Origin of the sequence: Nonomuraea sp. NPDC048916 (assembly GCF_040649575.1) — a bacterium.
Classification (GTDB): domain Bacteria; phylum Actinomycetota; class Actinomycetes; order Streptosporangiales; family Streptosporangiaceae; genus Nonomuraea.
Genome location: NZ_JBEZFS010000047.1, coordinates 1 through 25,492, shown reverse-complemented (window position 1 = coordinate 25,492; position 25,492 = coordinate 1). Strand labels below are relative to the sequence as shown.

Here is a 25,492-nt window from a genome sequence, read left to right as displayed (position 1 = left end):
CATGCCGTACGGGGCCTGCCAATGCGTCCTTTTACGGATTGTCGATCACCTTGACCGGTCAAGAAACGTCAGACCTCGGCGTAACGCTTTGCGATGTAATAAACACGTTATGTAGTTTCTGTACACCCTTGGAACGTTTGAAACGTGAACCTCATGCTCATCCTGAGCACCACACGTGTCCGGAAGGAAAACATCATGAAGGTTCGCGGGGGGCGCACGCTCACTCTCGCCGCCGTCGGAGCGCTGGCGGCATCACTCCTCACCGTCGGTGGCGTCGCCACCGCTTCGGCGACGAGCCAGGCGTCCGCGGCGGGCGAGGTGCACGCCTGTGTGAACAAGAAGACGCGCTACGCGCGCATCGTCAACCCGAGCACCAAGTGCCGGGTGACCGAGATCCGCGTGCTGATCGGCGGGGGATCGTCCACCACGACGGTCGTCGAGGGCAGCAAGGGCGACACCGGCGCGCAGGGACCCAAGGGCGACACGGGCTCTCAGGGCCCGCAGGGCCGCCAGGGCATCCCGGGCAAGCAGGGCGTCCAGGGCCCCAAGGGTGAGACCGGCCCCGCCGGTCCCCAGGGCCCCAAGGGCGCCGACGGCCAGGACGGCAAGAACGGCACGGATGGCAAGGACGGCAAGGATGGCAAGCCCGGCGCACAGGGTCCCAAGGGCGACACCGGTCCCCAGGGGCCCAAGGGTGACTGGGGCGGCGCGATCAGGGTGAACAGCTACACCAGGTCCGCCAACCTCAACTCGGTCGGCTCGGCCACCGCCAAGTGCAACACCGGAGACGTCGCCAGCGGTGGCGGCTTCTCGTTCAGCACGCTCAACAACGCCAAGGTCATGGGCAGCGCGCCCGGCACCGCCTCCTGGACCGTCACCGTGGCCAAGGACGACAACGGCGGCGGCAACGACAGGCCCTCGGGTGAAGCCTCGATCCAGAGCGGTGGCGGTCACAACGGCACCAGCGTGAACGGCACCGCTTACGTGGTCTGCCTTCAGAGGTGACACCGAAAGAGCTGACACCGACAGGAAGGGCCGGCACGAAGTTCCGTGCCGGACCTTCCTGTTGAGTGAACCTCAGCCGAACAGCGCGGGCAGCGCTGCGAAGTGCCGGTCGCGCAACTCCGAGACGGGCACCTCCAGCACGCCCTCGACGACGAGCGACGTGCCGCCCGTGACGCCGAGACCGTGGCAGGGCACGTCGTGGTCGCCGCACAGCGCGGCGAACTCCTCGAACCGCTCGGGCGCGATCGCGACCAGCGCCCGCGCGGCCGACTCGCTGAACAGCTCGGTGAACGGGTCCTCGCCCAGCGTCACCGTGGCGCCGACCCCCTGGGCCAGGCACGACTCGGCCAGCGTGATCGCCAGGCCGCCGTCGGACAGGTCGTGGGAGCCTTCGAGCAGCCCCCGCCCGGCCGCCTCCACGAGCACGGTGGCCAGAGCCTGCTCGGCTTCCAGGTCGGCCGCGGGCGGCAGGCCGCCGAGGTGGCCGTGGACGACGTGCGCCCACTCCGACCCGCCGAACTCCTCGCGCGTCTCGCCGAGCAGCACGATGCGCAGCCCCTCGGCGACGAAGCCGGTGCGGACCCGCTTGGCCACGTCGTCGATCACGCCGAGCACCCCCACGACCGGGGTCGGGTGGATGGCGGTCGAACCGGTCTGGTTGTAGAAGGAGACGTTGCCGCCGGTCACCGGCACGCCCAGGGTGCGGCAGGCGTCGGCCAGCCCGCGCACCGCCTCGGCGAACTGCCACATCACCTCGGGGTCCTCGGGTGAGCCGAAGTTGAGGCAGTTGGTCACGGCCAGCGGCTTGGCGCCGGTCACGGCGACGTTGCGGTAGGCCTCGGCCAGCGCGAGCTGGGCGCCCGCGTAGGGGTCGAGCCTGGCGTAGCGGCCGTTGCCGTCGGTGGCCAGCGCGATGCCCTTGGTCGTCGGCTCGGCCCCGGCGACGGCCTCGTGTTCATGGTCGCGACCGCTTCGGGGTTCGCCGGCTCGTGCCTCGCTCTCTCCCCCCGAGTTCCATCGCTCCGAGACGCGCAGCATCCCGGCGTCCGCCGGCTGCGCCAGCACGGTGTTGGAGCGGACGTAGCGGTCGTACTGGGAGGTCACCCACTCCTTGGAGGCCAGGTTGGGCGAGCCGAGCAACTGGAGCAGCGTGGCCCGCAGGTCGGTCGGCCGTTCGAGCCGGTCGGGGGAGTCGGTGTTGAGCGCGGCCTGCCCGGCGGGCTCGTGGTAGGGCCGCTCGTAGACCGGGCCGTCGTCGGCCGCGGTGCCGGGCGGGATGTCGACGATCGTCTCGCCGTCCCAGGTCATCACGAGCCGGCCGGTGTCGGTGACCTCGCCGATGACGGTGGCCGGGACGTCCCACTTCTCGCAGATCGCCATGAAGGCCGGGATGTCGGAGGGCCGGACCACGGCCATCATCCGTTCCTGCGACTCGCTCATCAGGATCTCCTCGGGCCTGAGCGAGGGGTCGCGGAGCGGGACCAGGTTGAGGTCGACGCGCATGCCGCCGGTGCCCTTGGCGGCCAGCTCGGTGGTGGCGCACGAGACGCCCGCCGCGCCGAGGTCCTGGATGCCCACGACCACGTCGGCCGCGTAGAGCTCCAGGCAGCACTCGATCAGCAGCTTCTCCATGAACGGGTCGCCGACCTGCACGGCGGGCCGCTTGGCGTGCGACTCGTCCTCGAAGGTCGCGCTGGCCAGGACGCTCGCGCCGCCGATGCCGTCGGGGCCGGTCGAGGCGCCGAACAGCACGACCTTGTTGCCCGGGCCGGGCGCCGTGGCCAGCTTGATCTGGTCCTTGCGCAGCAGGCCCACGCAGAGCGCGTTGACCAGCGGGTTGCCGGCGTAGCAGGGGTCGAAGACGACCTCGCCGCCGATGTTGGGCAGGCCCAGGCAGTTGCCGTAGTGGCTGATGCCCTCGACCACGCCGGGCAGCACCCGCCGGGTGTCGACGGCGTCGGCGCCGCCGAACCGGAGAGAGTCCATGACCGCGACCGGGCGGGCGCCCATCGACATGATGTCGCGGACGATCCCGCCGACACCGGTGGCCGCGCCCTGGTGGGGCTCCACGTAGGACGGGTGGTTGTGCGACTCGATCTTGAAGGTGGCGGCCCAGCCGTCGCCGATGTCGACGACGCCGGCGTTCTCGCCCATGCCGACGAGCAGAGCCTCGGACTTGGGCGCCTTGGTGGCGAACTGCTTGAGATGCACCTTGGACGACTTGTACGAGCAGTGCTCGGACCACATGACGCTGTAGATGGCCAGCTCGGAGCCGGTGGGACGGCGACCGAGGATCTCCTTGACCCGGTCGTACTCGTCCTGCTTCATGCCCAGCTCGGCGAAGGGCATCGGCTCGTCGGGCGTCTCGGCGGCCCGCTGGACGTTGTCGGTGCGGTGTGCGCCGGTCGGCTCGCTGCGCTCGCTCATGCGTTCACCAGCTTCTTGAGGATGGAGGTGAAGAAGCCGAGGCCGTCGGTGCTCGGGGCGCCGACCAGCTCCTCGACCGCGTGCTCGGGGTGCGGCATGAGGCCGACCACGTTGCCCGCCTCGTTGCTGATGCCGGCGATGTCGTTGAGCGAGCCGTTGGGGTTGGCGCCGAGGTAGCGCACGACGACCTGGCCGCCGGACTCGAGGGCGGCGAGGGTGTCGGCCGAGGCCACGTAGCGGCCCTCGCCGTGCTTGATCGGCAGCATGATCTCCTGGCCGGGCGAGAACGCGCCGGTCCAGGGGGTGTCGGTCTGCTCGATCCGGAGCCGCTGGTCACGGCACACGTAGTGGAGTGAGGCGTTGCGGGTCAGCGCGCCCGGCAGCAGGTGCGCCTCGCACAGGATCTGGAACCCGTTGCAGGTGCCGAGCACGGGCAGCCCCGCGCGGGCGGCCGGGATGAGCTCGTCCATCAGCGGCGCGAACCGGGAGATGGCCCCGCAGCGAAGGTAGTCGCCGTAGGAGAAGCCGCCGGGCAGGAACACCGCGTCGACCCCCTTGAGGTCGTGGTCGGCGTGCCACAGCGGAACCGCCTCCGCGCCCACGAGGTGCACGGCTCTGGCGGCGTCCTGGTCGTCGAGAGTTCCTGGAAACGTGACTACGCCCACACGGGCAGCGCTCATGACAGTCGTCCCCTTCGAGGATTGCGCACGCACGCGCCGCCGTCGCTTCGGGGTGGACGGGGCGGTGCTCCCAGGTTATCGGGTGCGGCGGGCTGTTCCTCGCCGGGCGTGCCAGGTCAGCGGGGCCGGGACGGTCTCCGGCGGGAGGATCTCAGCGAAGTTCAGACGGCGGCGAGCTGGCGCGGGCGGGCGGTGGCCCCGTCGTCCCAGGCGAGCAGCTTGCGCAGGTGGACCGTGGTGCCGTTGCCGGGCGTGACGCCGAAGGAGATCTCGTCCACGACGGATCGCATGATCAGCAGGCCGCGGCCGTTCTCGGTGTCGGGAGGCGGAAAGTGCGGCGGCATCGACGGCAGACCACCTCCGCTGTCGGCCACGCGCACGTCGCAGCGGCCGTATCCGATCGATGCGGTCACTTCGTAGCGGTTGGCGGGTCCTCCGTGCCGCACCGCGTTGGAGCACGCCTCGGAGACCGCGAGCAGCATGTCGGAGATGCAGGTCTCGCTCACGTTGAGCGAACGCATCGCATCGCCTAGCACTCGCCTGACCATCGGGATGCCGATCGCATCCCGCGGCAGTGCCAACGAGAACTCAATGTCCACCGGACTCCTCCGGGCTCCGGAATGTCACCTGGAGTAGGTTTCCCCGTGAAATCGGGGCTAACCGCAAAATCACGTTGTTGTTATTTAGTGTTGGCAAGCCCGTGGCATTGTGGCACGCCAAAATCTGGCTTTAAGCCGCCAGGGGGAAATCCGGTGTCAAATGTGCTGTTCTACTCCTCAACCCGGACGCTGTAGTCCTCGATCACCGTGTTGGCCAGGAGCGTCTCGGCCATCTTTCGGACGTCCGCAATGGCGGCCTCGTCGGCCGGGCCGTCGAGCTCGATCTCGAACCGCTTGCCCTGGCGTACCGCCGAGACGCCGGAGAAGCCCAGCCGGGGCAGCGCTCGGGCGATCGCCTGACCCTGCGGATCGAGAATTTCGGGCTTCAGCATGACGTCTACGATGACGCGCGCCACTGCGTTCCTCCTGGTTATGGCGGTGATGGAAAGCCCAGCCTACCGGCGGGTGTGGCCACCGGCACAACGGGAACGGGGAGGGCATGGGGCTTGCGCGAAGGGCTGTGACGTCTGCCACCATGTCCTCAAAGCGTACGAACCACCACCAGATGGTCAAACGCTCAGCAGGCCGGCCCAGGTGGAGACCCCACCGCGAAAGGCCCCGAACGCACAGGAGTGGCACGTGACAGCCGACGCCTCTCGTGGTGCCCAAGCACCCCCAGAGCTCGTCCAACTGCTCACCCCGGAGGGAGAGCGGGTCGAGCATCCCGACTACGACATCGACTTGACGCCTGAAGAGGTCAGGTCCCTCTACCGCGACCTGGCGCTCGTCAGGCGCATCGACCTGGAGGCCGTGGCCCTGCAGCGGCAGGGCGAGCTCGGCATCTGGGCCTCGCTGCTCGGCCAGGAGGCCGCGCAGATCGGCTCCGGCCGCGCGCTGACCGACGCCGACATGGCCTTCCCCACCTACCGCGAGCACGGCGTGGCCTGGTGCCGCGACGTCGACCCGGTGAAGCTGCTCGGCCTGTTCCGGGGCGTCAACCACGGCGGCTGGGACCCCAAGGAGCACAACTTCCACCTCTACACGATCGTCATCGGCAGCCAGACCCTCCACGCGGTCGGCTACGCCATGGGCATCCAGCGCGACGACGCGACCGCGGCCACCATCGCCTACTTCGGCGACGGAGCCACCTCCCAGGGCGACGTCAACGAGGCGTTCATCTGGGCCAGCGTGTTCAACGCGCCGATCGTGTTCTTCTGCCAGAACAACCAGTGGGCCATCTCCGAGCCGCTGGAGAAGCAGACCCGCATCCCCCTCTATCGCAGGGCCTCCGGCTTCGGCTTTCCCGGCGTCCGGGTCGACGGCAACGACGTGTTCGCCTGTCTCGCCGTGACCAGGCAGGCGCTCAGGAACGCCCGCGAAGGACAGGGCCCCACGCTCGTCGAGGCCTACACCTACCGGATGGGCGCCCACACCACCACCGACGACCCGACGCGCTACCGCGTGGCCAGCGAGCTGGAGGCGTGGAAGCTCAAGGACCCGATCGAACGGGTCAAGGCCTACCTGTTCAAGAACGAACACGCCGACCAGGCGTTCTTCGACTCGATCGAGGCCGAGGCCGACCAGCTCGGCGCCGACCTGCGCAGGCGCTGCCTGGCCATGCCCGATCCCCGGCCGCTCGACATCTTCGACCACGTCTACTCCGAGCCGCACGCTCTGATCGACGAGGAGCGCGCCCAGTTCGCCGCCTACCTGGAGGGCTTCGAGTCATGAGCGACCGGAGTGAGGTCATCAGCCGGCACAGCACCTTGGTCAGGGGAACGAAGGTCATGACGTCCGCCAAGGAGGCCTCATGACCGTCATGAGCCTGTCCAAGGCGCTCAACGAGGGCATGCGCAAGGCCATGGAGGACGACCCCAAGGTCCTCATCATGGGCGAGGACGTCGGCAAGCTGGGCGGCGTGTTCCGGGTCACCGACGGCCTGCAGAAGGACTTCGGCGAAGACCGGGTCATCGACACCCCGCTGGCCGAGTCGGGCATCATCGGCACCGCGATCGGCCTGGCGCTGCGTGGCTACCGGCCGGTGTGCGAGATCCAGTTCGACGGCTTCGTCTTCCCCGCGGCCGACCAGATCATCACCCAGCTGGCCAAGATGCCGATGCGCTCGCTGGGCGCCATCAGGCTGCCGGTGGTCGTACGCATCCCGTGCGGCGGCGGCATCGGCGCGGTCGAGCACCACAGCGAGTCGCCCGAGGCCTACTTCACCCACACCGCCGGGCTGCGTGTGGTGGCCTGCTCCAACCCGGCCGACGCCTACTCGATGATCCAGCAGGCCATCAGCAGCGACGACCCGGTCATCTTCTTCGAGCCCAAGCGCCGCTACTGGGAGAAGGCCGAGATCGACACCACGTCCGCCGACTGGTGGACCCCCTTCGACCGGGGCCGGGTGGTGCGGCCGGGCACCGACGCGACCCTGATCGCCTACGGGCCCATGGTCAAGACCTGCCTGGAGGCCGCGACGGCCGCCGAGGACGACGGGCGTTCGCTGGAGGTCATCGACCTGCGCTCGCTCAACCCGCTCGACCAGCCGCTCGTGATGGAGTCCGCCCGCCGTACGGGCCGGGTCGTGGTGGTCCATGAGGCGCCGGTCAACAGCGGGTTCGGCGCCGAGCTGGCGGCCCGGATCACCGAGCGGTGCTTCTACCACCTGGAGTCCCCGGTGCTGCGGGTCGGCGGCTTCTCCACGCCGTACCCACCGTCGAAGCTGGAGGAGCACTACCTGCCCGACCTGGACAGGGTGCTCGACGCCGTCGACCGCGCCTTCGGCTACTGAGAGGGGGACCGGAATTCATGCGACGCGACTTCAAGCTCCCCGACGTCGGCGAAGGGCTGACCGAGGCGGAGATCGTCCGCTGGCATGTGAAGCAGGGCGACGCGGTCAAGGTCAACCAGATCGTCGTCGAGATCGAGACGGCCAAGTCCATCGTCGAGCTGCCCGTCCCCTGGGACGGAGTGGTCGCCGACCTGCTGGCGGACGAGGGCCAGACGGTCGACGTGGGCGTGCCCATCATCACCGTCGAGACGGCCGAGGAGCCGGCCCAGGAGTCGGCCGAGGCCGGCCGGATCGAGGCCCTGGCCGACGACATGGTGCCGCGCCCGCCCGAGGAGGGCGCGGTGGAGCCGGGCACTCACGGCAGCCCGGCGCCCAAGGAGCAGCGCCAGGCGGTCCTGGTCGGCTATGGCGTCAAGACCGGCGCCACCAAACGCCGCCCCCGCAAACCGGGCACACAGGGCGAGCGCGAGGGAGCCGCCCGGCCGCCCACGGCTCCGGCGGCTCCCGTCGCCGGTCCGTCCCGGGTCGACGGCCCGTCCGCGAAGCCCGCGATGGCCCCGCGCGAGGCGGTGACCGAGGGCGGCGCGGCGGGTCCGGCCGGCGGCCGGGGCCCCGTACTGGCCAAGCCGCCGGTGCGCAAACTGGCCAAGGACCTGGGCGTCGACCTCGCCACCGTGGCGGGGACGGGACCCGAGGGCTCCATCACCCGTGACGACGTCCACGCCGCCGCCGCGCCCGCGACCACGGCGGCGCCCGCCGGGCAGGGTGAGGAGCGCATCGCCATCAAGGGCGTGCGGAAGATGACCGCGCAGGCCATGGTGGCCAGCGCCTTCACCGCTCCGCACGTCACCGAGTTCCTCCAGGTGGACGTGACCGAGACCATGGACGCGGTCCGGCGGCTGCGCACGCTGCCCGACTTCGCCGAGGTCAAGGTCTCGCCGCTGCTTCTGGTGGCCAAGGCGGTGCTGACCGCGGCCCGGCGATATCCGATGATCAACTCCTCCTGGGACGAGGCCGCCCAGGAGATCGTGGTCAAGCACTACGTCCACCTCGGGATCGCCGCCGCGACCCCCCGCGGGCTCGTGGTGCCCAACGTCAAGAACGCCCACGAGCTGTCGCTTCCCGAGCTGGCCAAGCGGCTCGGGGAGCTCGCCGAGACGGCCAGGGCCGGCCGCACCCAGCCGGCCGAGATGGCCGGGGGCACGATCACGATCACCAACGTGGGCGTGTTCGGCGTCGACACCGGCACCCCGATCCTCAACCCGGGCGAGGCGGCCATCCTCGCCTTCGGCCAGGTCAGGGACATGCCGTGGGTGGTGGACGGCGAGCTGGCGGTCCGCAAGGTGACGACCCTGGCGCTCTCGTTCGACCACCGGATCGTCGACGGAGAGCTCGGCTCGCTGTTCCTGCGCGACGTGGGCGCGATGCTGGAGGATCCGCTGCGGATGCTGGCCTGGAGCTGAGCCGGACGCTTCACCGCGACCGGCTCCCGCTCCGGCACGGGTGACGGACCGGACGCGGGCGCCCTGGTGCGCCCGCGTCCTTCGCCCGCCGCCCGGCCGTGCGGGTCCCGGGGTGTGGCTCACCCGGGCGGACGGCTGGGCGGGAAGTGGCGCCCGTGGAGCGCGGTGATGCCTGGCAGGGGCGCGGCGATAGGGTGGCCGCATGATCCGCCACATCGTGCTCTTCGCCTGGACCGAAGACGCCACCGAGGAGCAGAAGGCCATGGTGGCGACCGAGCTGCGCAAGCTGCCTGACCTCATCCCGCAGATCCGCGCCTACACGGTCGGCGACGACGTGGGTGTCAACCAGGGCAATCACGAGTTCGGGGTCGTCGCCGACTTCGACAACGTCGACGACTACCTGGCCTACCGTGACCACCCGCGCCACCAGGCGGTCGTCACCGACCACATCAGGCCCATCATGGCGGCCCGCGCCGCCGTGCAGATCGAGGCGTAGGTCAGATCTCCGGCGGCTGGTTCTCGCGGTGCATCAGCCGGTCCTCGGAGGTGCGGCCCCGCCGGGGAGCCAGCACGATGCTCAGCACGATGCCCGCTCCGCCGACGATCATGAAGATCAGGCCGATCACGTCCATGTGGACGCTGTCACCGAACACGTCGGGCTCGATGGCGAATCTCAGGATGGCGCCGAGCGTGAGGAAGAAGATGCTGACCCCGACACCCATGACGACCTCCGAAGGCAAAGAGCGAGTACGCCCACGGTCATACCCGGGTATGGGTGATCACACGCTCAGGCGAGGCAGGAGAGTGGCCGGCCGCCGTTGAGGGTGATCATGTCGCCGATGGCCGCGACCAGATCGATGTCGCCGCCCGGGGGCAGGCCCGCCAGCTCGGCGTAGGCGCGGTGCAGGTTGCCCACGATGCGTTCGGAGTCGAGCAGCGCCGCCCACTCGCCGAGATCCGTCTCGCGGGCGGTCTCCAGCGGGGTGAGCCCGGCGGCCCGGCCGCGCTCGGCCGTCTCCTGCACGAACCGCAGGTAGCCGCGGACCCGGGCGATGACCTCCGGCCCGCACACGTCGCCGTGGCCGGGCACGATCGTCTCCGCGCCGAGCCGCTCCAGCTGGTCGAGCGCCTCCAGCGCGCCGGTCACCGAGCCCATCAGCACGAACGGCGTGCCGCCGTTGAACAGCAGGTCGCCGGAGAACAGCAGGCGGCGCTCCGGGATCCAGACGAACGAGTCGTTGGTCGTGTGGGCGGCGACCCCGACGTGCCTGACCTCGCACCGCAGCTCGTCGGAGTAGAGGGTGACGCGGTCGGTGTAGGTGAGGAACGGCGGCACGGCCTCCAGCTCCCCCCACTCGACGTCGGGCGACCAGACGAGGGTGCGGTAGGCGGGGATGCCGTCGGCCAGCACCAGCTCGCGGGTGCGCTCGTGACCGACGATGGTGGCCTCGGGGAACAAGTGGTTGCCGAACGTGTGGTCGCCGTGGTGGTGGGTGTTGACCAGCGTCGTGACGGGCCGGTCGGTGACGGCGGCGATGGCCTCGCGGTAGGCCCTGGTGCGGCGTTCGGTCGAGCAGGCGTCGATGCCGATCACTCCGCGCCGGCCGGCGAGGAAGCCCGTGTTGTTGATCCACCAGCTGCCGTCGGGCTGCACGTAGGCGTAGACGCCGTCGGAGACCTCTTCGACCCGCGGCGGGGGCAGTGGATGGTCGTGCGGGGTCGAACTCATCCTCCGACCGTAGCGAAACCGGCCCGTCCCCGCTCGGCGAGAGCTCGGCGGGCCGTCCCCGCTCGGCGGGGGAGGGGCCTGCCCGGCGGCCGAACGCCCGCCCCGGAGGCGGGGCGGGCGTTCGCGAGGTGACCGCCGCGGGTGGCGGAGAGGCGGGCAGAGGGGTTGTGCCGGGTTAGAAGGCGTCCTCCGGCAGGTCCATGAGGTCCAGGCCGGTGGCGGCGAGCACGCGGCGCTCGACGGCCAGGCGCGGCAGCACGGTCGTCGCGAAGAACGAGGCGGCGGCGACCTTGCCCTGGTAGAAGGCGTCCTCGCCGTCCACCAGCTTGGCCAGGGCGATCTCGGCCTGGCGCAGCAGCAGCCAGCCGATCACCAGGTCGCCCAGCGCCAGCAGGAATCGGGTGGTGTTGAGCCCGACCTTGTAGACCTCCCTGGGCGCGTCCATCGACCCGAGCGCCCATCCGGCCATCGTGTCGCCCATGATCTTGACGTCGGCGGCGGCCTCGGCGAGCAGCTTGCGCTCCTCCTTGAGCCGGCCGTTGCCCGCCTCGGAGGAGGCGAACGCGCCGATCTCGGCCAGCAGCGACCCGATCGCGACGCCCTGGTTCCGCAGGATCTTGCGGAAGAACAGGTCGAGGCCCTGGATGGCGGTGGTGCCCTCGTAGAGCGAGTCGATCTTCGCGTCGCGGATGTACTGCTCGATCGGGTAGTCCTGCAGGTAGCCGGAGCCGCCCAGGGTCTGCAGCGACCGGGCGAGCAGCTCGTACGAACGCTCCGAGCCGACGCCCTTGACCAGCGGCAGCAGCAGGTCGTTCATGGCCTGCGCGTGCGGGTCGTCGGGGTCGAGCTGGATGGCGTCCTGGAAGGTGGCCGTGTAGAGGACGAGCGCCCGCATGCCCTCGGCGTACGACTTCTGCAGCATGAGCTCGCGGCGCACGTCGGGGTGCCGGGTGATGGGCACCCGGGGCGCGGTCTTGTCGGACATCTGGGCCAGGTCGGCGCCCTGCAGGCGGGCCTTGGCGTACTCCAGGGCGTTGAGGTAGCCGGTGGAGAGCGTGGCGATGGCCTTGGTGCCGACCATCATGCGGGCGTGCTCGATCACCATGAACATCTGCTTGATGCCCTCGTGCACGTCGCCGACCAGCCAGCCGATGGCCGGGTGCTTGTCGCCGAAGGTCAGCTCGCAGGTCGTGGAGACCTTCAGGCCCATCTTCTTCTCGACGTTGGTGACGTAGACGCCGTTGCGCTCGCCCAGCTCGCCGTTCTCCAGGTTCACGTGGAACTTGGGCACCAGGAACATCGACAGGCCCTTGGTGCCGGGACCGTGGCCTTCGGGGCGGGCCAGCACGAGGTGGAAGATGTTCTCGGTCAGGTCGTGCTCGGCGCTGGTGATGAAGCGCTTGACGCCCTCGATGTGCCAGGTGCCGTCGGGCTGCCGAACCGCCCTGGCCCGGCCGGCGCCGACGTCGGAGCCCGCGTCGGGCTCGGTGAGCACCATGGTGGCGCCCCAGTTGCGCTCGATGGCCAGCTCGGCGAAGCGCTTCTGGTCGTCGGTGCCGACCTTCCACAGGGTGTAGGCGAAGTTGGGGCCGGCCGCGTACATGTACAGGGCGGGGTTGGCGCCCAGCACCATCTCGGCGGTGGCCCACGCCAGGCTCCGGGGGATGCCGGGACCGCCCAGATCGGTCGGCAGGTCCAGGTGTGCCCAGCCGCCGTCCACGAGCGCCTTGTACGACTTCTTGAAGCCGGCCGGCACCGTGACGCCGCCGGTCTCCGGATCGAAGACCGGCGGGTGGCGGTCGCCTTCCTCGAACGAGTCGGCAAGGACGCCAGAGGCCAGCCGGTTGACCTCGTCCAGGATGCTGCGGGCGACGTCTTCGTCCACATCCGCGTACGGCCCGGTGCCGAGGATCTCGCCGCGCCCGAACACCTCGAAGAGGTTGAACTCCAGGTCACGCAGGTTGCTCTTGAAGTGGCCCATGGCTGCTGATCTCCTTGAACCGGGGGCGATATCTACTGGCTAGTAACCCTACTAGCAATGCTACCCGCGAGTAACCAGCGGTATGCGTGGCATGCTCGTCTTCATGGATGCCGAAGAACTCGCCGGGCGCTGGCGAGAGCGGCTGGAATCCTGGGCCATTCCGGAGGAGATCATGGCCAGGGCCCCGGTCGATCCCTGGGGCCACTCGCCCGGCCGCTTCGCCACGCGCACCGACCTGGCGCTGGCCGACCCGGACCACGGGCCCACGATGACCCGCCTCACCGAAGCACTGCCACCGGGCGGTGTGCTGCTCGACGTGGGCGCCGGCACCGGCGCCGCCTCCCTGCCGCTGCACGAGCGCATCGGCGAGCTCTACGCCGTCGACACCTCACCCGCGATGCTGGCCGAGCTCACCACCCGGGCCGACAAGCTGGGCGTCGCGCTGACGACGGTCGAGGGGCGCTGGCCCGACGTGGCCGGGCAGGTGCCTTCGGTGGACGCGACGATCGCCGCGCACGTGGTCTACAACGTCCCCGACCTGGCGCCCTTCCTGCGCGCGCTCGACGACCGCACCCGGGGCCGGGTGGTGATCGAGATGCCGCAGCGCCATCCGATGAGCTGGATGGCGCCCCTGTGGCAGCACTTCCACGGCGTCGAGCGCCCGGTCAGGCCCATCGCCGAAGACTGTGTCGCACTGGCCGCCGCCCTCGGCTACCCCGTGCGGGTGGAGGAGCGGGAGGCGCCGCTCGAACGCTTCTCCACCCTGGAGGACCTCGCGGCCAGCGCCTGCCAGCGCATCTGCCTCGACCCGGCGCGCTCGACGGAGGTCGCGGAGACCGCGCTCTCCTTCGGCATGTGGCCGCTCCCGAGAGACCGCTGGGTCACCATCTGGTGGGAATGATCGGCTCGTCACCTTCGTTATAGCGGCAGAGCCCCGCTCCCGGACGAGACGCGCCGTACCCGGAAAGCCAAGACGACGCACGACCTGTCGTCTCGCTCGCCGGAGGTTTCACTCATGGCCTGGCTCATTCTCATCGTCGCCGGTCTCTTCGAGGTCGTCATGGCCCTGTCGCTCAAGCTGAGCGACGGGTTCTCCAACGTGTGGTGGTCCATCTCCTTCTTCGTCACGGCCGTGCTCAGTTTCGGTCTGCTCGCGTACGCGCTCAAATCCCTCGACGTCGGCACCGCGTACGCGGTGTGGACCGGCATCGGGGCGGTGGGCACGGCGATGGTCGGCATGCTGGCCATGGGCGACGACGCGTCGTTCGTCCGCCTCGCCTCGATCGCCCTCATCGTGATGGGAATCGTGGGCCTCAACCTGGCCGGCGCGCACTGACGCGTACTGATCCGCCGCGACTGGTAAGGGGATTCTCAGGGTTCGTCCCGGATGTGAACCGGGGGGCCCAAAAGGCACCCTGAGGATATGAACGAAATCAGTCGACGCGACGAAGTCTCGCTGTCCGGCGCCGCGCTGCGCGGCGCCCCCTGGAAGACCGCCGCCATCGGTGGCGGCGCGGTCGCCGCGGCCAGCTGGGGCATGGGCGTGCTGCTGCCCGGCCCCGCCGACCTGGTCTGGGCGCTGGGCCTCGGCATCAGCCTGTTCGCGCTGATCGCCGCCATCGGCGCGGTGTCCAAGCCCGACGAGGGCGACCGGGTGACCCGCCAGGCTCGCCACTGGTCGCTGCGGCACCCGTGGAAGTTCGCGCTGCTCCCCGCCGGGATCACCGCCGTGCTGGACTACCCGGTGCAGCTGGTGCTCGACGGCGAGGGTGTCTTCGGCTCGGCCTTCCAGTCGCTCTGGCACGGCCTGCTCGTCTACATCATCGCCGGCATCCTCACGCTCACCATGAAGGGACGCGCGCGGGCCGAGTGACGCCGTCAGGCGCCCTCGGCCTCCCGCTTGAGCGCTTGCAGGGTCCGGTTCATGTTCGCGGTGTTGTGCACGGCCCGGTCCGGCACGTTCGTCGCCCAGCCGCCGACGACGTTCATGAACCTGCCCCGGGTGTCCCAGGTCTTCTGCTCGACCCGGCAACCCGTCTCGGTCGGGGTGATGTCGAAGCGCCAGATGGCGATGTCGAGCACCCCCGCCGCGCGCACGTGGTAGGCGAAGGCGCGGCCCGGCTCCGCCGCGGTGACCGTGCAACTGGTGGACCAGCGGCGGGAGCCGTTGCGGTTGCCGCCGACGAACCTGGCTCCCGGCCTGGCCTCCTTGAGGGGGCCGACCCACCGTGCACGCAGGCACTCGGCGTTCCAGTTGCCGATCCCGGACAGATCGGTGACCAGGGCGTAGACCCGCTCGGGGGAGGCGGCGATTTCGATGCTCGCGGACGCGCTCGGCTCGCTCATGCGGTCAGCATCGCCGACAGAACGTTATTCGGGCAACCCTCTCTCCGCCTGACTCCGGCACACGCAGAACTCGTTGCCCTCGGGGTCGCGCATGGTCACCCAGCCGGTGCCGTCGGCCTCGCGGAGGTCGTGGAGCACCGTCGCGCCCAGCCCCAGGAGCCGCTCGACCTCCTGGTCGCGGGTCCGGCCCTCGGTGCCGTTGACGTCGAGGTGGACGCGGTTCTTCGCGGTCTTGCCCTCGGGGACCCGGATGAACAGCAGGAACGGGTCCTGCTCGGTGCGGAGCATGACCTCGTCGTCGCCCGGCCGGTCGTCGTCGCCGAGCGGCAGCCCGGTCGCCCTGCTCCACCAGGAAGCCAGCTCGTACGGCTCCGCGCAGTCGATGGTCACGGAATGAATCTCAATCATCCCGCCACCCAAGCGGGACACCTTCGCATCCGTCAAACCGGTTACGGGATGATGAGCTTCATGTCCGAAACCGTTCCAGAACCAGTCTTCCGCACGGCCACCGCCGAGGACGTGCCCGCGATCGTCGCGATGCTGGCCGACGACCCGCTCGGCGCGAAGCGCGAGGGCGACCCGGCCGACGAACGCTACCTGAAGGCCTTCGCCCGCATCGACGCGGATCCCTACGACGAGTTGATCGTGGCCGAGCGCGACGGCGAGGTCGTGGGCACGATGCAGCTCACCTACCTGGCGAGCCTGTCACGGCTCGGTGCCGAGCGATGCCAGATCGAGAGCGTGAGGGTCGCCGCCACGACCCGGGGAGAGGGCCTCGGCCGCAGGATGATCCAGTGGGGAGTCGACCGGGCCAGGTCCCGCGGCTGCGTCATGGTGCAGCTCACCTCCGACAAGACACGCGCCGGCGCGCACCGGTTCTACGACTCGCTCGGCTTCACCGCCTCCCACGAGGGCTACAAGCTGTCGCTGAGCTGAGCGATCATCCATCTGCACCACTCGGCGCGGTGCCGCTCGTAGCCCAGGCCGCACCGTAGCGTCGCGTAGTTGCCGAATCGTGGGTCGCCCGCCCGGGGCGGCTCACCGAACAACTCCTCCTCGCGTTCGTACTCCGCCAGCCGTGCCTCGTGCACCGCGAGCTGGTCGGCGAACAGCCGCCTGACCAGCGCGGGATCGGCCAGCCACGACGCGTACGTCTTCAGCACCAGCTCGTCGCGCTCGGGCCGCTCCCGGGGCGGCTCGGTCACCCATGCCCGCAGCGCCCGCGAGCCCTCGGGCGTCAGGCGGTAGACCTTCTTGTCCTGCGGCCCCGGCCCATGCGTGGTCTCGTAGGCGACCAGCCTGCCGGCCAGCAGCTTCTGCAGCTCGGCGTGGATCTGGCTGTGACCGGCCGTCCAGAAGTAGGAGACGGGCCGCCGCATGGCCGCGGCGATGTCGTACCCGGTGCGATCACCGCGGGCCAGCACCGCGAGGATCGCGAATCCCAGCGTCGGGGTCTTCGTCGTTGAGCTCATGGTGCTTCCAAGGGTAAGGTGCGTCCCACAACTATGTCAGTTCAGACATAGTGTAGGGAGGCGGGCATGCGAAGGATCATCGGTTTGGCGGGGCTCGTGGTGGTGCTGACCGCTTGCGGGGGCACGGTCACCACCACCGCGTCGGGCGGTCCGACCCCGGCGCCCACGCCGACATCCAGTCCACCCGCCACCCCGACCCCGACCCCGTCCCCGTCCCGCGTGATCACCGGCCCCAACGTGAGCGGCTGCTTCACCGAGGAGGACGGCGAGATCTTCACCCACGGCGACGACCTGCCCGGCGTGATCACGGGCAAGGGTGAGGTCGGCGTGGTGATCACCTACGAGCGCCTCGGCAATGTCTGCAACTGGCGCCCGCTCTCCGACCGCCTGGTCGAGGCCGGCTACCGCGTCCTCCTCTACGCCCGCGACAGCAGCGTTCCGCCGGAGGACATGGCGGTCAAGATGGGCAAGCGGCTGGCCGGGAAGAAGGGCGTCAAGCGGCTGTTCTTCGTCGGCGGCTCCATCGGCGGCACCGTCTCGGCCCCCGCCGCGGCGAGGATGGGCGACAAGGCGGCGGGCATCGTCGCCCTCTCAGGCGCGATCGACGCCGAGGTCGCGGCCAAGATCACCGTGCCGCTGCTCCAGATCGGCACCGAGAACGACGGCTACGGCGGCGCCAAAGACCTCCAGACGTCCCACGACGCCGCGACCAAGGCCCCCGCCAACGAGGTGCACATCATCAAGGGCGAGGGCTTCCACGCCACGGACATGTTCCGCAGCTCCTACGGCCCCGAGGTGCTCGACCGGATCGTCGCCTTCATGGACCGGCACAAGGGCTGATCTCGACCAGGTTGTCGTGGTAGACGGCCCCCCGGCCCAGGTCGGCGTCGCGTTCCTCGACGACCGCGTTCGGGTTCGCGCCGCCGGGGCTGTGCTTCGGCCAGCGACCCTTGGGCGAGGCCACCACGCCCCGCGCCACCCGGTCGCTGACCTCGACGTCGGCCAGGAACTCGCCGCGGCCGTTGTGCACCCGCACCCGCTGACCGCTCACCAGCCCGCGCTCGGCCGCGTCGGCCGGGTTGACCAGCACGACCGGCTCCTTGGCCCGGCGCCGCAGCTCCGGATTGTTGCCGAACACCGTGTTGAGGAACGTGTGCGCCGCGGGTGTGATCAGGGTCAGCTTGTACGGCGAGTCGCCGGCCGTACGGGCCGACAGGGGCGGGACGTAGGCCTGGCCGGCGGGCGGGAAGCGCAACCGGCCGGACGGCGTCGGGAAGCCGTCGGCGAACGGGACGAACGGCTTGGGATAGTTCATCCGCACCCAGCCCTCCTTGCGCAGCCGGTCCAGCGTGATGCCCTCCAGCGACGGGTGACCGCCGGCGAGGAGTTGCCCGGCCAGCTCCAGGTCCGAGTCGTACAGGGAGGGCTCGGTCAGGCCCATGTGGCCGGCCAGGCGGCGGAAGGTCTCGGTCGTCGACAGGCACTCGCCCGGCGGCTCCACGGCGGGCTCGTTCCACTGCAGGTACATGTGGCCGTAGCCGGCGTGCAGGTCCAGGTGCTCGGTCTGCATGGTCGCGGGCAGCACGATGTCGGCGTAGTCGACCGTGTCGGTGGGGAAGTGCTCCATCACCACCGTGAACAGGTCGTCGCGCCGCAGCCCGCGCCTGATCGCGTTGGTGTCGGAGGTGGAGCCGACCGGGTTGGCCCCGTACACCCACAGGCACTTCACCGTCTCGAGGTCGGAGGCCAGGCGGGTCATGGTCAGCGTGCGGACCGGCGCGGCCAGCAGGTCGTCGCGGGTGTCGACGCCGAGGTGGACGTGGCCGCTGGTGGAGTAGGAGACGCCGCCGCCCGGGTGGCGCCAGTCGCCGGTGACGCCGGGGATCGCGGCGATGGTCCGCATCGCGGTGCCGCCGCCCTCGTGCCGCTGGACGCCCATCGTGGCGCGGATCGCGGTGGGCCGGGTGCGCGCGAGCCTCATCCCCAGGCTGTGGATGTCCTCGGCCGGGATGCCGGTGATCTCCGCCACCCTCGCGACCGGATGGCTCAGGATCTCCTCGCGAAAGGCCTCCCAGCCCTCCGTGTGCCCGGCCAGGAACTCCTCGTCCTGCGCGCCCTCCGCGAGCACCACGTTGAGCAGCCCGAGCGCCAGCGCCGCGTCCGTGCCCGGCCTGATCGCCAGGTGCTGGTCGGCCTGGTCGGCGGTCCTGGTGCGGATCGGGTCGACGGCCACCACGTGGGCGCCGTTCGCCCGCGCGTCCTGGACGAACTTCCACAGGTGATGGCCGCTGGTCAGCGTGTTGGTGCCCCAGAGCAGGATCAGCTTCGAGAGCGCGAAGTCCTCGGGATCCATCCCGCCGGGGGTGCCGTTGGTCAGGGTCAGCCCGATGTTGCCGGCGGTGGCGCAGATGTTCAGCCAGTGCCTGGAGGCGCCGAGGACGTTCCAGAACCGGCGCCCGGCCATCCCCCCGCAACCCTGGATGTAGCCGAGCGACCCGGTGCCCTGGTAGGGCCAGATCGCCTCGCCGCCGTGCTCCTCGATGATGCCGCGCAGCCGGGCCGAGATCTCCTCGAGCGCCTCGTCCCAGGTGATCCGCTCGAACCGCCCCGACCCCTTCGGCCCCGTACGGCGCAGCGGGTGGAGGATGCGGTCGTCGGCCCGGGTGTGCTCCAGATAGCGGTTGACCTTCACACAGAGGGAGCCCCGCGTGTAGGGGTGGTCAGGGTTGCCACGCATCTTCACGGCCCTGCCCTCGTCGACGCTCACGATCCATGAGCAGCCGTCCGGGCAGTCCAGGGGACAAGCGCCCCAAACCCTCAGCTCACCCGACATAGGGGAAAGCCTACTTCCCGGCCCGCACCGGCCCGAGGGTCGTGTTGCCGATGGGGCGCCTGCGCCGTGTACTCTGCGTCGCGCGCCCCGTCTACCGGTTGACGTGCGGCGACGCGGGCGCGAGAGCCCAGACGCTTCGAAACGCCGGGGCTGGGCACGTCACAGCCGACCGAGTCGTTACTCGGTGGAGACGGAGGTGACGATTAGGGACACTAGCGGCTAAAGATCGTACGGTCCGGCCGGGAAGGTGCAGAATCGCTGTCGGTGGCCGAAATCAGGGAACGTGCGAACACGGAGGACCTCTCGGAGGGGGATCCAGCCGTGGCTAAGACACGTCCAGACCCCGATGTCTATGTGGTGGAGCCACTGCTGCCCCAACGCCTCCGCCGCCCCTCCGACCTGCTGCGTTTCCTCGCCACGCTGCTCGTGCTCAGCGCGGTCGTTCTGCTCGCCCTGATCGCCAAGCAGACCCTCAACGGCCTCGAGGCCGACGTCACCGAGGGCACCACTCTCGTCCCCGACCTGCTCAGCCGCGTGGCCACGTTCCTCGGCGGCGCGGCCGTGCTGATAGTGCCCGTGGCGTTCGCCGTCGAACGCGTCTTCCACCGCGACGGGCTGCGCGTCGCGGAAGGACTGATCGCCGCGATCATCGGCATGGTCGGCTCCTTCCTGCTCGGCCAGTGGATCGTCGCCGGCAACGTCGAGGACCTGAGTCAGCTGCTCACCGGCGGCCGCTCGATCGAGCCGCTCAACACGCTGCTCACCTCCGTGATCGCCTACGCCACCGCCGTGCGCATCTCCCGGCGGCCCACCTGGCGCGCGCTCATGTGGACCGTCGTCGCGCTCTACATCTTCGCGTTGTTCTCCGGCCGGCAGATCACGCTGCCGGGCGCCATCGTCACCATCCTGGTCGGCATGGCGATGGGCTACGCGACGCTCTACGGCGTGGGCAGCCCCAACACCCGGCCGCCCGGCAACGCCGTGGTCGCCGCCCTCCGCAAGCTCTCCTTCGCCCCGGTGTCGGCCCGCCGGATCGACGACGACCACCAGGGCAGCCGCCGCTACCACATGGGGCTCCAGGACGGCAGCAGCCTCGACGTCACCGTGCTCGACCGTGACCGCCAGGTGGCCGGCCTGCCGTACCGGCTGTGGCGGCGGATCCGGCTCAACTCCGAGACCAGGCGCCGGGCGATCAGATCACTGCGGGCCGAGCTGGAACGCGAGGCGCTCATGGCGTACGCCACGCAGGCGGCGGGCGCGAGCACGCCGCGACTCCTCGGCACCAGCGAGATCGGCACCGAGGCCGCGCTGCTCGCCTACGAGCATCTCGACACGCGCACACTCGACGAGGTGCCCGACGCCGAGATCGACGACGGTGTCCTCGCGCAGATCTGGGAGCAGGTGGCCCTGCTGCAGATCCAGCGACTCGCGCACCGGCGGCTCACCGGCGACGGCATCCACCTGGACAAGGCGGGTCGCGTCGTGCTGACCGACGCCCGCAGCGGCGAGATCGCCGCCGGCGACCTGCTGCTGCGGCTCGACGTCGCACAGTTGCTCACCTACCTCGCGCTCCGCGTCGGGCCCGAACGCTCGGTCCGCGCGGCCGCCGCCGTCATGGGCCCCGACACGCTGGGCCACGCGATGCCGCTGCTGCAGCGCATCGCGCTGACCCGTGAGACACGCTCGGCCCTGTCGAAGGAGAAGGGCCTGCTGGGCGCCATCCGCGAGCAGATCGTCGCGCTCAGACCACAGAGCACGGTCGAAGAGGTACGCCTGGAGCGGTTCAGGCCGCGCACCCTGGTCACCATCATCGCCAGCACGCTCGCCGCCTACTTCCTGCTCTCCCAGCTCAGCCAGGTCAACCTGGCCAACGTGATCTCCACGGCCAACTGGGGCTGGTCGGGCCTGGCGCTCGTGGCCTCGTTCGTCAGCTACGTGGCGGCCGCGCTCATGCTGCGCGGGTTCGTGCCCGAGCCGCTGCCGCTGCGGCGCACCGTGCTCGTCCAGTTCGCGGCCTCGTTCGTCAAGCTCGTGGCGCCGGCCGCGGTCGGCGGCGTCGCCATCAACACCCGCTACCTGCAAAAACGCGGCATCTCCCCGTCACTCGCGGTGGCCAGCGTGGGCGCCTCGCAGCTGGTCATGATGATCTTCCACATCGCGCTGCTGCTGCTGTTCGCCTACATCACCGGCTCCAACACCGCCACCTCGTTCAGCCCGTCGCGCGAGCTCGTCCTCGCCCTGCTGGCGCTGGCCGTGCTGGTCGTCATGCTGCTGGGGGTGTCGCCGCTGCGCCGGATCGTCACCGATCGGATGCGGCGGTTGTTCTCCAACGTGCTGCCGCGGCTGCTCGACGTGCTCCAGTCACCGCGCAAGATGATCGAGGGCTGCGTCGGGACCCTGATGATCACCCTGGCGTTCGTGGTCTGCCTCGACGCCTGCGTCGCGGCCTTCGGCGGCACGCTCGACTTCACCGCCGTCGCCGTCGTCTATCTCACGGCCAACGCCATCGGCTCGGCCGCGCCCACCCCCGGTGGTCTGGGCGCCGTCGAGGCCTCGCTCATCGTCGGCCTGACCGTGGCCGGCCTGCCCAAGGAGCTGGCCACGTCGGCCGTGCTTCTCTACCGGCTGCTCACCTTCTGGCTGCCGGTGCTGCCCGGCTGGGCCTCGTTCACCTACCTTCAGCGGCACGAGGCCCTGTGACTCCCGTCGGTCACGCGGCCGGTCGCGTGATCTTGTCGATCGCCTCCAGTTCGTCCTCGGTGAAGGCGGGACCCTCCAGGCAGGCGACGTTGTCCTCCAGCTGCCTCACGCTGCTCGCGCCGATCAGCACGCTGGTCACCCGGGGGTCCCTGAGGGTCCACAGCAGCGCCATCTGGGCCAGCGTCTGGCCGCGGCTCCCGGCGATCTCGTTGAGGTCGCGGGCCAGGTCGCGGTCGATCTGGTCGGCGTTCAGAAACCTGCTGGTCGCGGCCCGCGAGTCGGCGGGCACGCCCTCCAGGTAGCGGTCGGTCAGCAAGCCCTGCGCGAGCGGTGAGTAGACGATGCAGCCCATGCCCGCCTCCTCCAGCACGTCGAGCAGCCCGCCCTCGATCCACCGGTTGATCATCGAGTAGGACGGCTGGTGGATGAGCAGCGGCGTGCCCAGCTCCCGCATGATGCGGGCCGCCTGCGCGGTCTGCTCGGCCGAGTAGTTGGAGATGCCCGCGTACAGCGCCTTGCCCGAGCGCACCGCCCGGTCCAGCGCGCCCATCGTCTCCTCCAGCGGCGTGTCGGGATCGGGACGATGGCTGTAGAAGATGTCGACGTACTCCAGCCCCATCCGCGCCAGCGACTGGTCGAGACTGGCCAGCACGTACTTGCGCGATCCCCACTCCCCGTAGGGCCCCGGCCACATGTCGAACCCGGCCTTGCTGGAGATGATCAGCTCGTCCCGGTATGCGGCGAAGTCCTGGCGGAGGATGCGCCCGAAGTTGCTCTCCGCCGACCCGTACGGCACGCCGTAGTTGTTGGCCAGGTCGAAGTGGGTGATGCCCAGATCGAACGCCCGGCGCAGAATCGTACGTGAGGTGGAGAGCGGGCGATCGTCGCCGAAGTTGTGCCACAACCCCAGCGAGACCGCCGGCAGCCTGAGCCCGCTCCTCCCACTGCGGTTGTACGGCTGGCGCTCGTAGCGACCGCCGTCGGGCAGGTAGGTCATGAGGTGCCTCTCTCGATGATCCAGGCGAGCGCGAACGCCTCTTCGCGCCAGGCGTCGTAACGACCGCTGCGCCCGCCGTGGCCCGCCCCCATCTCGGTCTTGAGCAGGAACGGCCCGCCCTGGGCCGTCGCCCGCAACCTGGCGATCCACTTCGCGGGCTCGTGGTAGAGCACCCGCGTGTCGTTCAGGCTGGTGATCGCGAGAATCGGCGGGTACGGTCGGCCGTCCACGTTCTCGTACGGCGTATAGCTCTTCATGTAGGCGTAGACCTCGGCGTTGTGCAGCGGGTCGCCCCACTCGTCCCATTCGATCACCGTCAGCGGCAGGGACGGGTCGAGGATGGTGTTGAGCGCGTCGACGAACGGCACCTCGGCCACCACGCCCGCGAACTCCTCCGGCGCCAGATTGGCGACCGCGCCCATCAGCAGCCCGCCCGCCGAGCCGCCCCTGGCGATGATCCGCTCGCCCCAGCCGGCCTGCTTGAGGTGCCTGGCCGCGGCCACGAAGTCGGTGAACGTGTTGCGCTTCCGGGTGAGCTTGCCGTCCTCGTACCAGCGCCTGCCCATCTCCCCGCCGCCCCGCACGTGGGCCACGGCGAAGATGAAGCCGCGGTCGAGCAGCGACAGCCTGGGCACCGAGAAGCCCGGGTCGATGGAGGTCTCGTAGCTGCCGTAGCCGTACAGGAGAGTGGGGGCGGGGGCGTCGGTGTCCTTGCGCTTGACGATGGAGATCGGGACCCTCGTGCCGTCGTCGGCCGTGGCCCAGTCGCGGAACTGTTCGTAGTCGTCGGAGGTGTAGCCGCCTAGGACCGGGCGCTGCTTGAGCAGGATCAGCTCGCGGGTGGCCAGGTCGTAGTCGTAGACGCTGGCCGGCGTGATCATGCTGGTGTAGGCGAGCCGGAGCCGGCGCGTGGTGAACTCGGGGTTGCCTGCGGGGCTGACGTCGTAGAGCGGCTCGGGGAACTCGATCTCGTACGCGGCGCCGGCGTAGGCGGCCTCCACACGGTCGCGCCAGCCGTTCGGCACGGCTTCGTCCCCGTACGGGAGCACCCGGATGCCGGTCAGGCCATCGCGGCGGAAGTGGATGACGGCGTGGTCGGCGAACGCGTCGACGTCCAGCAGCCGGGTGCCCTCGCTGTGCGCGATCAGCGGGGTCCAGTCGCCGGGGGCGTCGAGCGGGGCGGTGGCCAGCTCGAAGTTCTCGGCGTTCTCGTTGTGGAGGACGTAGAAGAAGTCGCCGGCGTGCTCGACGCTGTATTCGACGCCGACCGTCCTCGGGCGGACGACCCGGAACTCGCCCGCGGGGTCGTTCGAGTCGAGGATGCGCACCTCACTGGTGATCTTGCTGCCCGCGCCCAGGACGAGGTAGCGCTCGCTCCGGGTGAGTCCGATGCCGATCCAGTAGCGCTCGTCGGTCTCCTCGTACACCAGCACGTCGTCCGGCGTGCCGAGGGTGTGACGGTAGACCTGGAAGGGGCGCCAGGCGTCGTCGACGCGGGTGTAGAAGAACGTCGAGCCGTCGGCCGACCAGCAACCGCCGTAGAAGATGTCCTCGATCTCGTCATCGAGCAGCTCGCCGGTCTCCAGGTTCTTGAACCTCAGCGTGAAGCGCTCGGCGCCCTTGTAGTCGGTGGAGTAGGCCAGCATCGTGCCGTCGGGCGTGATGGCGCTGGTGCCGACGGCGAAGAACGGGCTGTCGCCGGCCAGCTCGTTGCCGTCGAGGATGACCTGCTCCCCGGCGAGGCGCTCGCCGGGCTTGATCTCGGGGGGCGTGTCGCCCTCGGCGGGGACGCGGCACGAGACGGCGTACTGCTTGCCCTCCTCGGTGCGGGTGTAGTACCACCACGCGCCCTTGCGGCTCGGCACCGACAGGTCGGTCTCCTGGGTGCGGCCCTTGATCTCCTGGAACACCTGCTCCTGCAGGTCGGCCAGGTGAGCGGTCTCCTGTTTGAGGAACGCGTTCTCCGCCTCGAGATAGGCGATCGTCTCGGGATCGTCCTTGTCGGAGAGCCAGGCGTACTCGTCGACCACGGTGTCGCCGTGGTGTGTGCGCTCAGTCGGGACCTTCTTCGCCAGTGGCGGTGTTTTGCTGCTCACGTGGGGAGTCTATGGTCGGCTGTGATCGTTCTGTGGCCTTGAGCCATGGCGAATGCGTCTCAGGCGGTCGGGAGCGCTGCTAATCTTTAGAAGCCGACGCGGTGCGGCGCAACCAACCTCCTTCTCCACTCCGGTGGATTCGGCATGGTTGCGCGGTGGTCGTCGGCAATCCCTTGAGACTCGCCGGTTTGAAGAGTGGTTCGCGGATCGCTCTGAAGGCTGGTAAGTTAGAGGGGTTGCCCTGGGAACGGGGTGGTGTTCGGTTTCTGCTGGTCAGGCTGGTTCGGGTGAATTTGACACGGATCTGGGTGGCTGGAAGGATTTAGAACACAGCAGTACGAAATGAAATGAAATGTGCGCCTCTGAGCGGGGT

General features: G+C 69.9%; 24 protein-coding genes and 1 riboswitch. Of the genes, 11 read left to right on the top strand and 13 right to left on the bottom strand.

Annotated features, from left to right (window positions below):
- Positions 1–195: 195 nt before the first annotated feature.
- Complete coding sequence (locus tag AB0C16_RS34880) at positions 196–1,005, top strand: hypothetical protein (RefSeq protein WP_357689472.1); 810 nt, start codon at positions 196–198, stop codon at positions 1,003–1,005.
- Positions 1,006–1,077: 72 nt separating this feature from the next.
- Here AB0C16_RS34880 and purL read toward each other — a convergent pair whose 3' ends face one another.
- The 4 genes from purL to purS all read right to left on the bottom strand — a co-directional run bounded on the left by purL (position 1,078) and on the right by purS (position 5,127).
- Positions 1,078–3,432 (bottom strand): phosphoribosylformylglycinamidine synthase subunit PurL, encoded by a 2,355-nt coding sequence (gene purL / locus AB0C16_RS34875; protein ID WP_357689470.1) that lies wholly within the window; start codon positions 3,430–3,432, stop codon positions 1,078–1,080.
- A complete protein-coding gene (purQ, locus tag AB0C16_RS34870; protein WP_357689468.1) occupies positions 3,429–4,112 on the bottom strand; it encodes a phosphoribosylformylglycinamidine synthase subunit PurQ in 684 nt (227 codons plus the stop codon). The genes purL and purQ overlap by 4 nt, the downstream gene beginning before the upstream one ends.
- Before the next feature lie 161 nt (positions 4,113–4,273).
- On the bottom strand, positions 4,274–4,660 hold the full coding sequence (locus AB0C16_RS34865; RefSeq protein ID WP_357689522.1) for an ATP-binding protein: 387 nt from the start codon (positions 4,658–4,660) through the stop codon (positions 4,274–4,276).
- A 221-nt stretch (positions 4,661–4,881) separates the two neighbouring features.
- Positions 4,882–5,127, bottom strand: coding sequence for a phosphoribosylformylglycinamidine synthase subunit PurS (gene purS / locus AB0C16_RS34860; RefSeq protein WP_357689466.1), 246 nt, complete (start codon positions 5,125–5,127; stop codon positions 4,882–4,884).
- Between the two features lie 223 nt (positions 5,128–5,350).
- Here purS and pdhA point away from each other — a divergent pair, with 223 nt between their 5' ends.
- The 4 genes from pdhA to AB0C16_RS34840 all read left to right on the top strand — a co-directional run bounded on the left by pdhA (position 5,351) and on the right by AB0C16_RS34840 (position 9,461).
- Positions 5,351–6,442, top strand: coding sequence for a pyruvate dehydrogenase (acetyl-transferring) E1 component subunit alpha (gene pdhA / locus AB0C16_RS34855; RefSeq protein ID WP_357689463.1), 1,092 nt, complete (start codon positions 5,351–5,353; stop codon positions 6,440–6,442).
- 79 nt (positions 6,443–6,521) lie between these two features.
- On the top strand, positions 6,522–7,502 hold the full coding sequence (locus AB0C16_RS34850; protein ID WP_357689461.1) for an alpha-ketoacid dehydrogenase subunit beta: 981 nt from the start codon (positions 6,522–6,524) through the stop codon (positions 7,500–7,502).
- 17 nt (positions 7,503–7,519) lie between these two features.
- A complete protein-coding gene (locus AB0C16_RS34845; RefSeq protein ID WP_357689459.1) occupies positions 7,520–8,965 on the top strand; it encodes a dihydrolipoamide acetyltransferase family protein in 1,446 nt (481 codons plus the stop codon).
- Positions 8,966–9,167: 202 nt separating this feature from the next.
- On the top strand, positions 9,168–9,461 hold the full coding sequence (locus AB0C16_RS34840) for a Dabb family protein (RefSeq protein WP_357689457.1): 294 nt from the start codon (positions 9,168–9,170) through the stop codon (positions 9,459–9,461).
- Position 9,462: 1 nt separating this feature from the next.
- Here the strand turns inward: AB0C16_RS34840 and AB0C16_RS34835 are convergent, their stop codons facing one another.
- The 3 genes from AB0C16_RS34835 to AB0C16_RS34825 all read right to left on the bottom strand — a co-directional run bounded on the left by AB0C16_RS34835 (position 9,463) and on the right by AB0C16_RS34825 (position 12,675).
- Positions 9,463–9,687 (bottom strand): DUF6458 family protein, encoded by a 225-nt coding sequence (locus tag AB0C16_RS34835; RefSeq protein ID WP_357689455.1) that lies wholly within the window; start codon positions 9,685–9,687, stop codon positions 9,463–9,465.
- A gap of 65 nt (positions 9,688–9,752) precedes the next feature.
- Entirely contained in the window at positions 9,753–10,694 is a 942-nt protein-coding gene (locus tag AB0C16_RS34830; protein ID WP_357689453.1) for an MBL fold metallo-hydrolase, read from the bottom strand.
- Between the two features lie 175 nt (positions 10,695–10,869).
- The gene (locus tag AB0C16_RS34825) at positions 10,870–12,675 is read right to left on the bottom strand and encodes an acyl-CoA dehydrogenase (protein ID WP_357689451.1); all 1,806 of its coding nucleotides are present in this window, start codon (positions 12,673–12,675) and stop codon (positions 10,870–10,872) included.
- A gap of 103 nt (positions 12,676–12,778) precedes the next feature.
- Here AB0C16_RS34825 and AB0C16_RS34820 point away from each other — a divergent pair, with 103 nt between their 5' ends.
- The 3 genes from AB0C16_RS34820 to AB0C16_RS34810 all read left to right on the top strand — a co-directional run bounded on the left by AB0C16_RS34820 (position 12,779) and on the right by AB0C16_RS34810 (position 14,548).
- Positions 12,779–13,576, top strand: a complete 798-nt coding sequence (locus AB0C16_RS34820; RefSeq protein ID WP_357689449.1) for a methyltransferase domain-containing protein — start codon at positions 12,779–12,781, stop codon at positions 13,574–13,576.
- Between the two features lie 17 nt (positions 13,577–13,593).
- A riboswitch (guanidine-III (ykkC-III) riboswitch) is annotated at positions 13,594–13,658 on the top strand.
- Positions 13,659–13,690: 32 nt separating this feature from the next.
- Positions 13,691–14,011 (top strand): multidrug efflux SMR transporter, encoded by a 321-nt coding sequence (locus AB0C16_RS34815; RefSeq protein ID WP_357689447.1) that lies wholly within the window; start codon positions 13,691–13,693, stop codon positions 14,009–14,011.
- An 87-nt stretch (positions 14,012–14,098) separates the two neighbouring features.
- Positions 14,099–14,548: a hypothetical protein gene (locus tag AB0C16_RS34810; RefSeq protein WP_357689445.1), complete on the top strand. Its 450-nt coding sequence runs from the start codon at positions 14,099–14,101 to the stop codon at positions 14,546–14,548.
- A 5-nt stretch (positions 14,549–14,553) separates the two neighbouring features.
- Here the strand turns inward: AB0C16_RS34810 and AB0C16_RS34805 are convergent, their stop codons facing one another.
- Entirely contained in the window at positions 14,554–15,021 is a 468-nt protein-coding gene (locus AB0C16_RS34805) for an SRPBCC family protein (RefSeq protein ID WP_357689443.1), read from the bottom strand.
- Between the two features lie 24 nt (positions 15,022–15,045).
- Positions 15,046–15,429: a VOC family protein gene (locus tag AB0C16_RS34800; protein WP_357689441.1), complete on the bottom strand. Its 384-nt coding sequence runs from the start codon at positions 15,427–15,429 to the stop codon at positions 15,046–15,048.
- Between the two features lie 60 nt (positions 15,430–15,489).
- Between AB0C16_RS34800 and AB0C16_RS34795 the strand changes: the two genes are divergently transcribed.
- The gene (locus AB0C16_RS34795) at positions 15,490–15,957 is read left to right on the top strand and encodes a GNAT family N-acetyltransferase (RefSeq protein ID WP_357689439.1); all 468 of its coding nucleotides are present in this window, start codon (positions 15,490–15,492) and stop codon (positions 15,955–15,957) included.
- Here AB0C16_RS34795 and AB0C16_RS34790 read toward each other — a convergent pair.
- Entirely contained in the window at positions 15,936–16,493 is a 558-nt protein-coding gene (locus AB0C16_RS34790; protein WP_357689437.1) for a helix-turn-helix transcriptional regulator, read from the bottom strand. The two genes, AB0C16_RS34795 and AB0C16_RS34790, sit on opposite strands and share 22 nt — an antisense overlap.
- A gap of 66 nt (positions 16,494–16,559) precedes the next feature.
- Here AB0C16_RS34790 and AB0C16_RS34785 point away from each other — a divergent pair, with 66 nt between their 5' ends.
- Positions 16,560–17,333: a hypothetical protein gene (locus AB0C16_RS34785; protein ID WP_357689435.1), complete on the top strand. Its 774-nt coding sequence runs from the start codon at positions 16,560–16,562 to the stop codon at positions 17,331–17,333.
- On the opposite strand, the gene AB0C16_RS34780 is transcribed toward AB0C16_RS34785, so the two are convergent.
- Entirely contained in the window at positions 17,311–19,326 is a 2,016-nt protein-coding gene (locus tag AB0C16_RS34780; RefSeq protein WP_357689433.1) for a molybdopterin oxidoreductase family protein, read from the bottom strand. The genes AB0C16_RS34785 and AB0C16_RS34780 overlap by 23 nt on opposite strands.
- Before the next feature lie 321 nt (positions 19,327–19,647).
- Here AB0C16_RS34780 and AB0C16_RS34775 point away from each other — a divergent pair, with 321 nt between their 5' ends.
- Positions 19,648–22,026, top strand: a complete 2,379-nt coding sequence (locus tag AB0C16_RS34775) for a lysylphosphatidylglycerol synthase transmembrane domain-containing protein (RefSeq protein WP_357689431.1) — start codon at positions 19,648–19,650, stop codon at positions 22,024–22,026.
- 10 nt (positions 22,027–22,036) lie between these two features.
- Here AB0C16_RS34775 and mgrA read toward each other — a convergent pair whose 3' ends face one another.
- Entirely contained in the window at positions 22,037–23,023 is a 987-nt protein-coding gene (mgrA, locus tag AB0C16_RS34770) for an L-glyceraldehyde 3-phosphate reductase (protein ID WP_357689429.1), read from the bottom strand.
- A complete protein-coding gene (locus tag AB0C16_RS34765) occupies positions 23,020–25,119 on the bottom strand; it encodes a S9 family peptidase (RefSeq protein WP_357689426.1) in 2,100 nt (699 codons plus the stop codon). Before AB0C16_RS34765 ends, mgrA begins: the two co-directional genes overlap by 4 nt.
- Positions 25,120–25,492 lie beyond the last annotated feature (373 nt).

What these genes read in the sequence shown, in the direction of transcription:
- AB0C16_RS34850 (WP_357689461.1), top strand. Translation starts at nt 6,522, where the DNA reads ATGACCGTCATGAGCCTGTCCAAGGCGCTCAACGAGGGCATGCGCAAG.
- purQ (WP_357689468.1), bottom strand. Translation starts at nt 4,112, where the DNA reads ATGAGCGCTGCCCGTGTGGGCGTAGTCACGTTTCCAGGAACTCTCGAC.
- AB0C16_RS34790 (WP_357689437.1), bottom strand. Translation starts at nt 16,493, where the DNA reads ATGAGCTCAACGACGAAGACCCCGACGCTGGGATTCGCGATCCTCGCG.
- AB0C16_RS34780 (WP_357689433.1), bottom strand. Translation starts at nt 19,326, where the DNA reads ATGTCGGGTGAGCTGAGGGTTTGGGGCGCTTGTCCCCTGGACTGCCCG.
- AB0C16_RS34795 (WP_357689439.1), top strand. Translation starts at nt 15,490, where the DNA reads ATGTCCGAAACCGTTCCAGAACCAGTCTTCCGCACGGCCACCGCCGAG.
- AB0C16_RS34805 (WP_357689443.1), bottom strand. Translation starts at nt 15,021, where the DNA reads ATGAGCGAGCCGAGCGCGTCCGCGAGCATCGAAATCGCCGCCTCCCCC.
- AB0C16_RS34810 (WP_357689445.1), top strand. Translation starts at nt 14,099, where the DNA reads ATGAACGAAATCAGTCGACGCGACGAAGTCTCGCTGTCCGGCGCCGCG.
- AB0C16_RS34835 (WP_357689455.1), bottom strand. Translation starts at nt 9,687, where the DNA reads ATGGGTGTCGGGGTCAGCATCTTCTTCCTCACGCTCGGCGCCATCCTG.
- AB0C16_RS34880 (WP_357689472.1), top strand. Translation starts at nt 196, where the DNA reads ATGAAGGTTCGCGGGGGGCGCACGCTCACTCTCGCCGCCGTCGGAGCG.
- AB0C16_RS34865 (WP_357689522.1), bottom strand. Translation starts at nt 4,660, where the DNA reads ATGGTCAGGCGAGTGCTAGGCGATGCGATGCGTTCGCTCAACGTGAGC.
- AB0C16_RS34830 (WP_357689453.1), bottom strand. Translation starts at nt 10,694, where the DNA reads ATGAGTTCGACCCCGCACGACCATCCACTGCCCCCGCCGCGGGTCGAA.
- AB0C16_RS34825 (WP_357689451.1), bottom strand. Translation starts at nt 12,675, where the DNA reads ATGGGCCACTTCAAGAGCAACCTGCGTGACCTGGAGTTCAACCTCTTC.
- AB0C16_RS34820 (WP_357689449.1), top strand. Translation starts at nt 12,779, where the DNA reads ATGGATGCCGAAGAACTCGCCGGGCGCTGGCGAGAGCGGCTGGAATCC.
- AB0C16_RS34815 (WP_357689447.1), top strand. Translation starts at nt 13,691, where the DNA reads ATGGCCTGGCTCATTCTCATCGTCGCCGGTCTCTTCGAGGTCGTCATG.
- AB0C16_RS34845 (WP_357689459.1), top strand. Translation starts at nt 7,520, where the DNA reads ATGCGACGCGACTTCAAGCTCCCCGACGTCGGCGAAGGGCTGACCGAG.
- AB0C16_RS34840 (WP_357689457.1), top strand. Translation starts at nt 9,168, where the DNA reads ATGATCCGCCACATCGTGCTCTTCGCCTGGACCGAAGACGCCACCGAG.
- purL (WP_357689470.1), bottom strand. Translation starts at nt 3,432, where the DNA reads ATGAGCGAGCGCAGCGAGCCGACCGGCGCACACCGCACCGACAACGTC.
- mgrA (WP_357689429.1), bottom strand. Translation starts at nt 23,023, where the DNA reads ATGACCTACCTGCCCGACGGCGGTCGCTACGAGCGCCAGCCGTACAAC.
- AB0C16_RS34785 (WP_357689435.1), top strand. Translation starts at nt 16,560, where the DNA reads ATGCGAAGGATCATCGGTTTGGCGGGGCTCGTGGTGGTGCTGACCGCT.
- AB0C16_RS34800 (WP_357689441.1), bottom strand. Translation starts at nt 15,429, where the DNA reads ATGATTGAGATTCATTCCGTGACCATCGACTGCGCGGAGCCGTACGAG.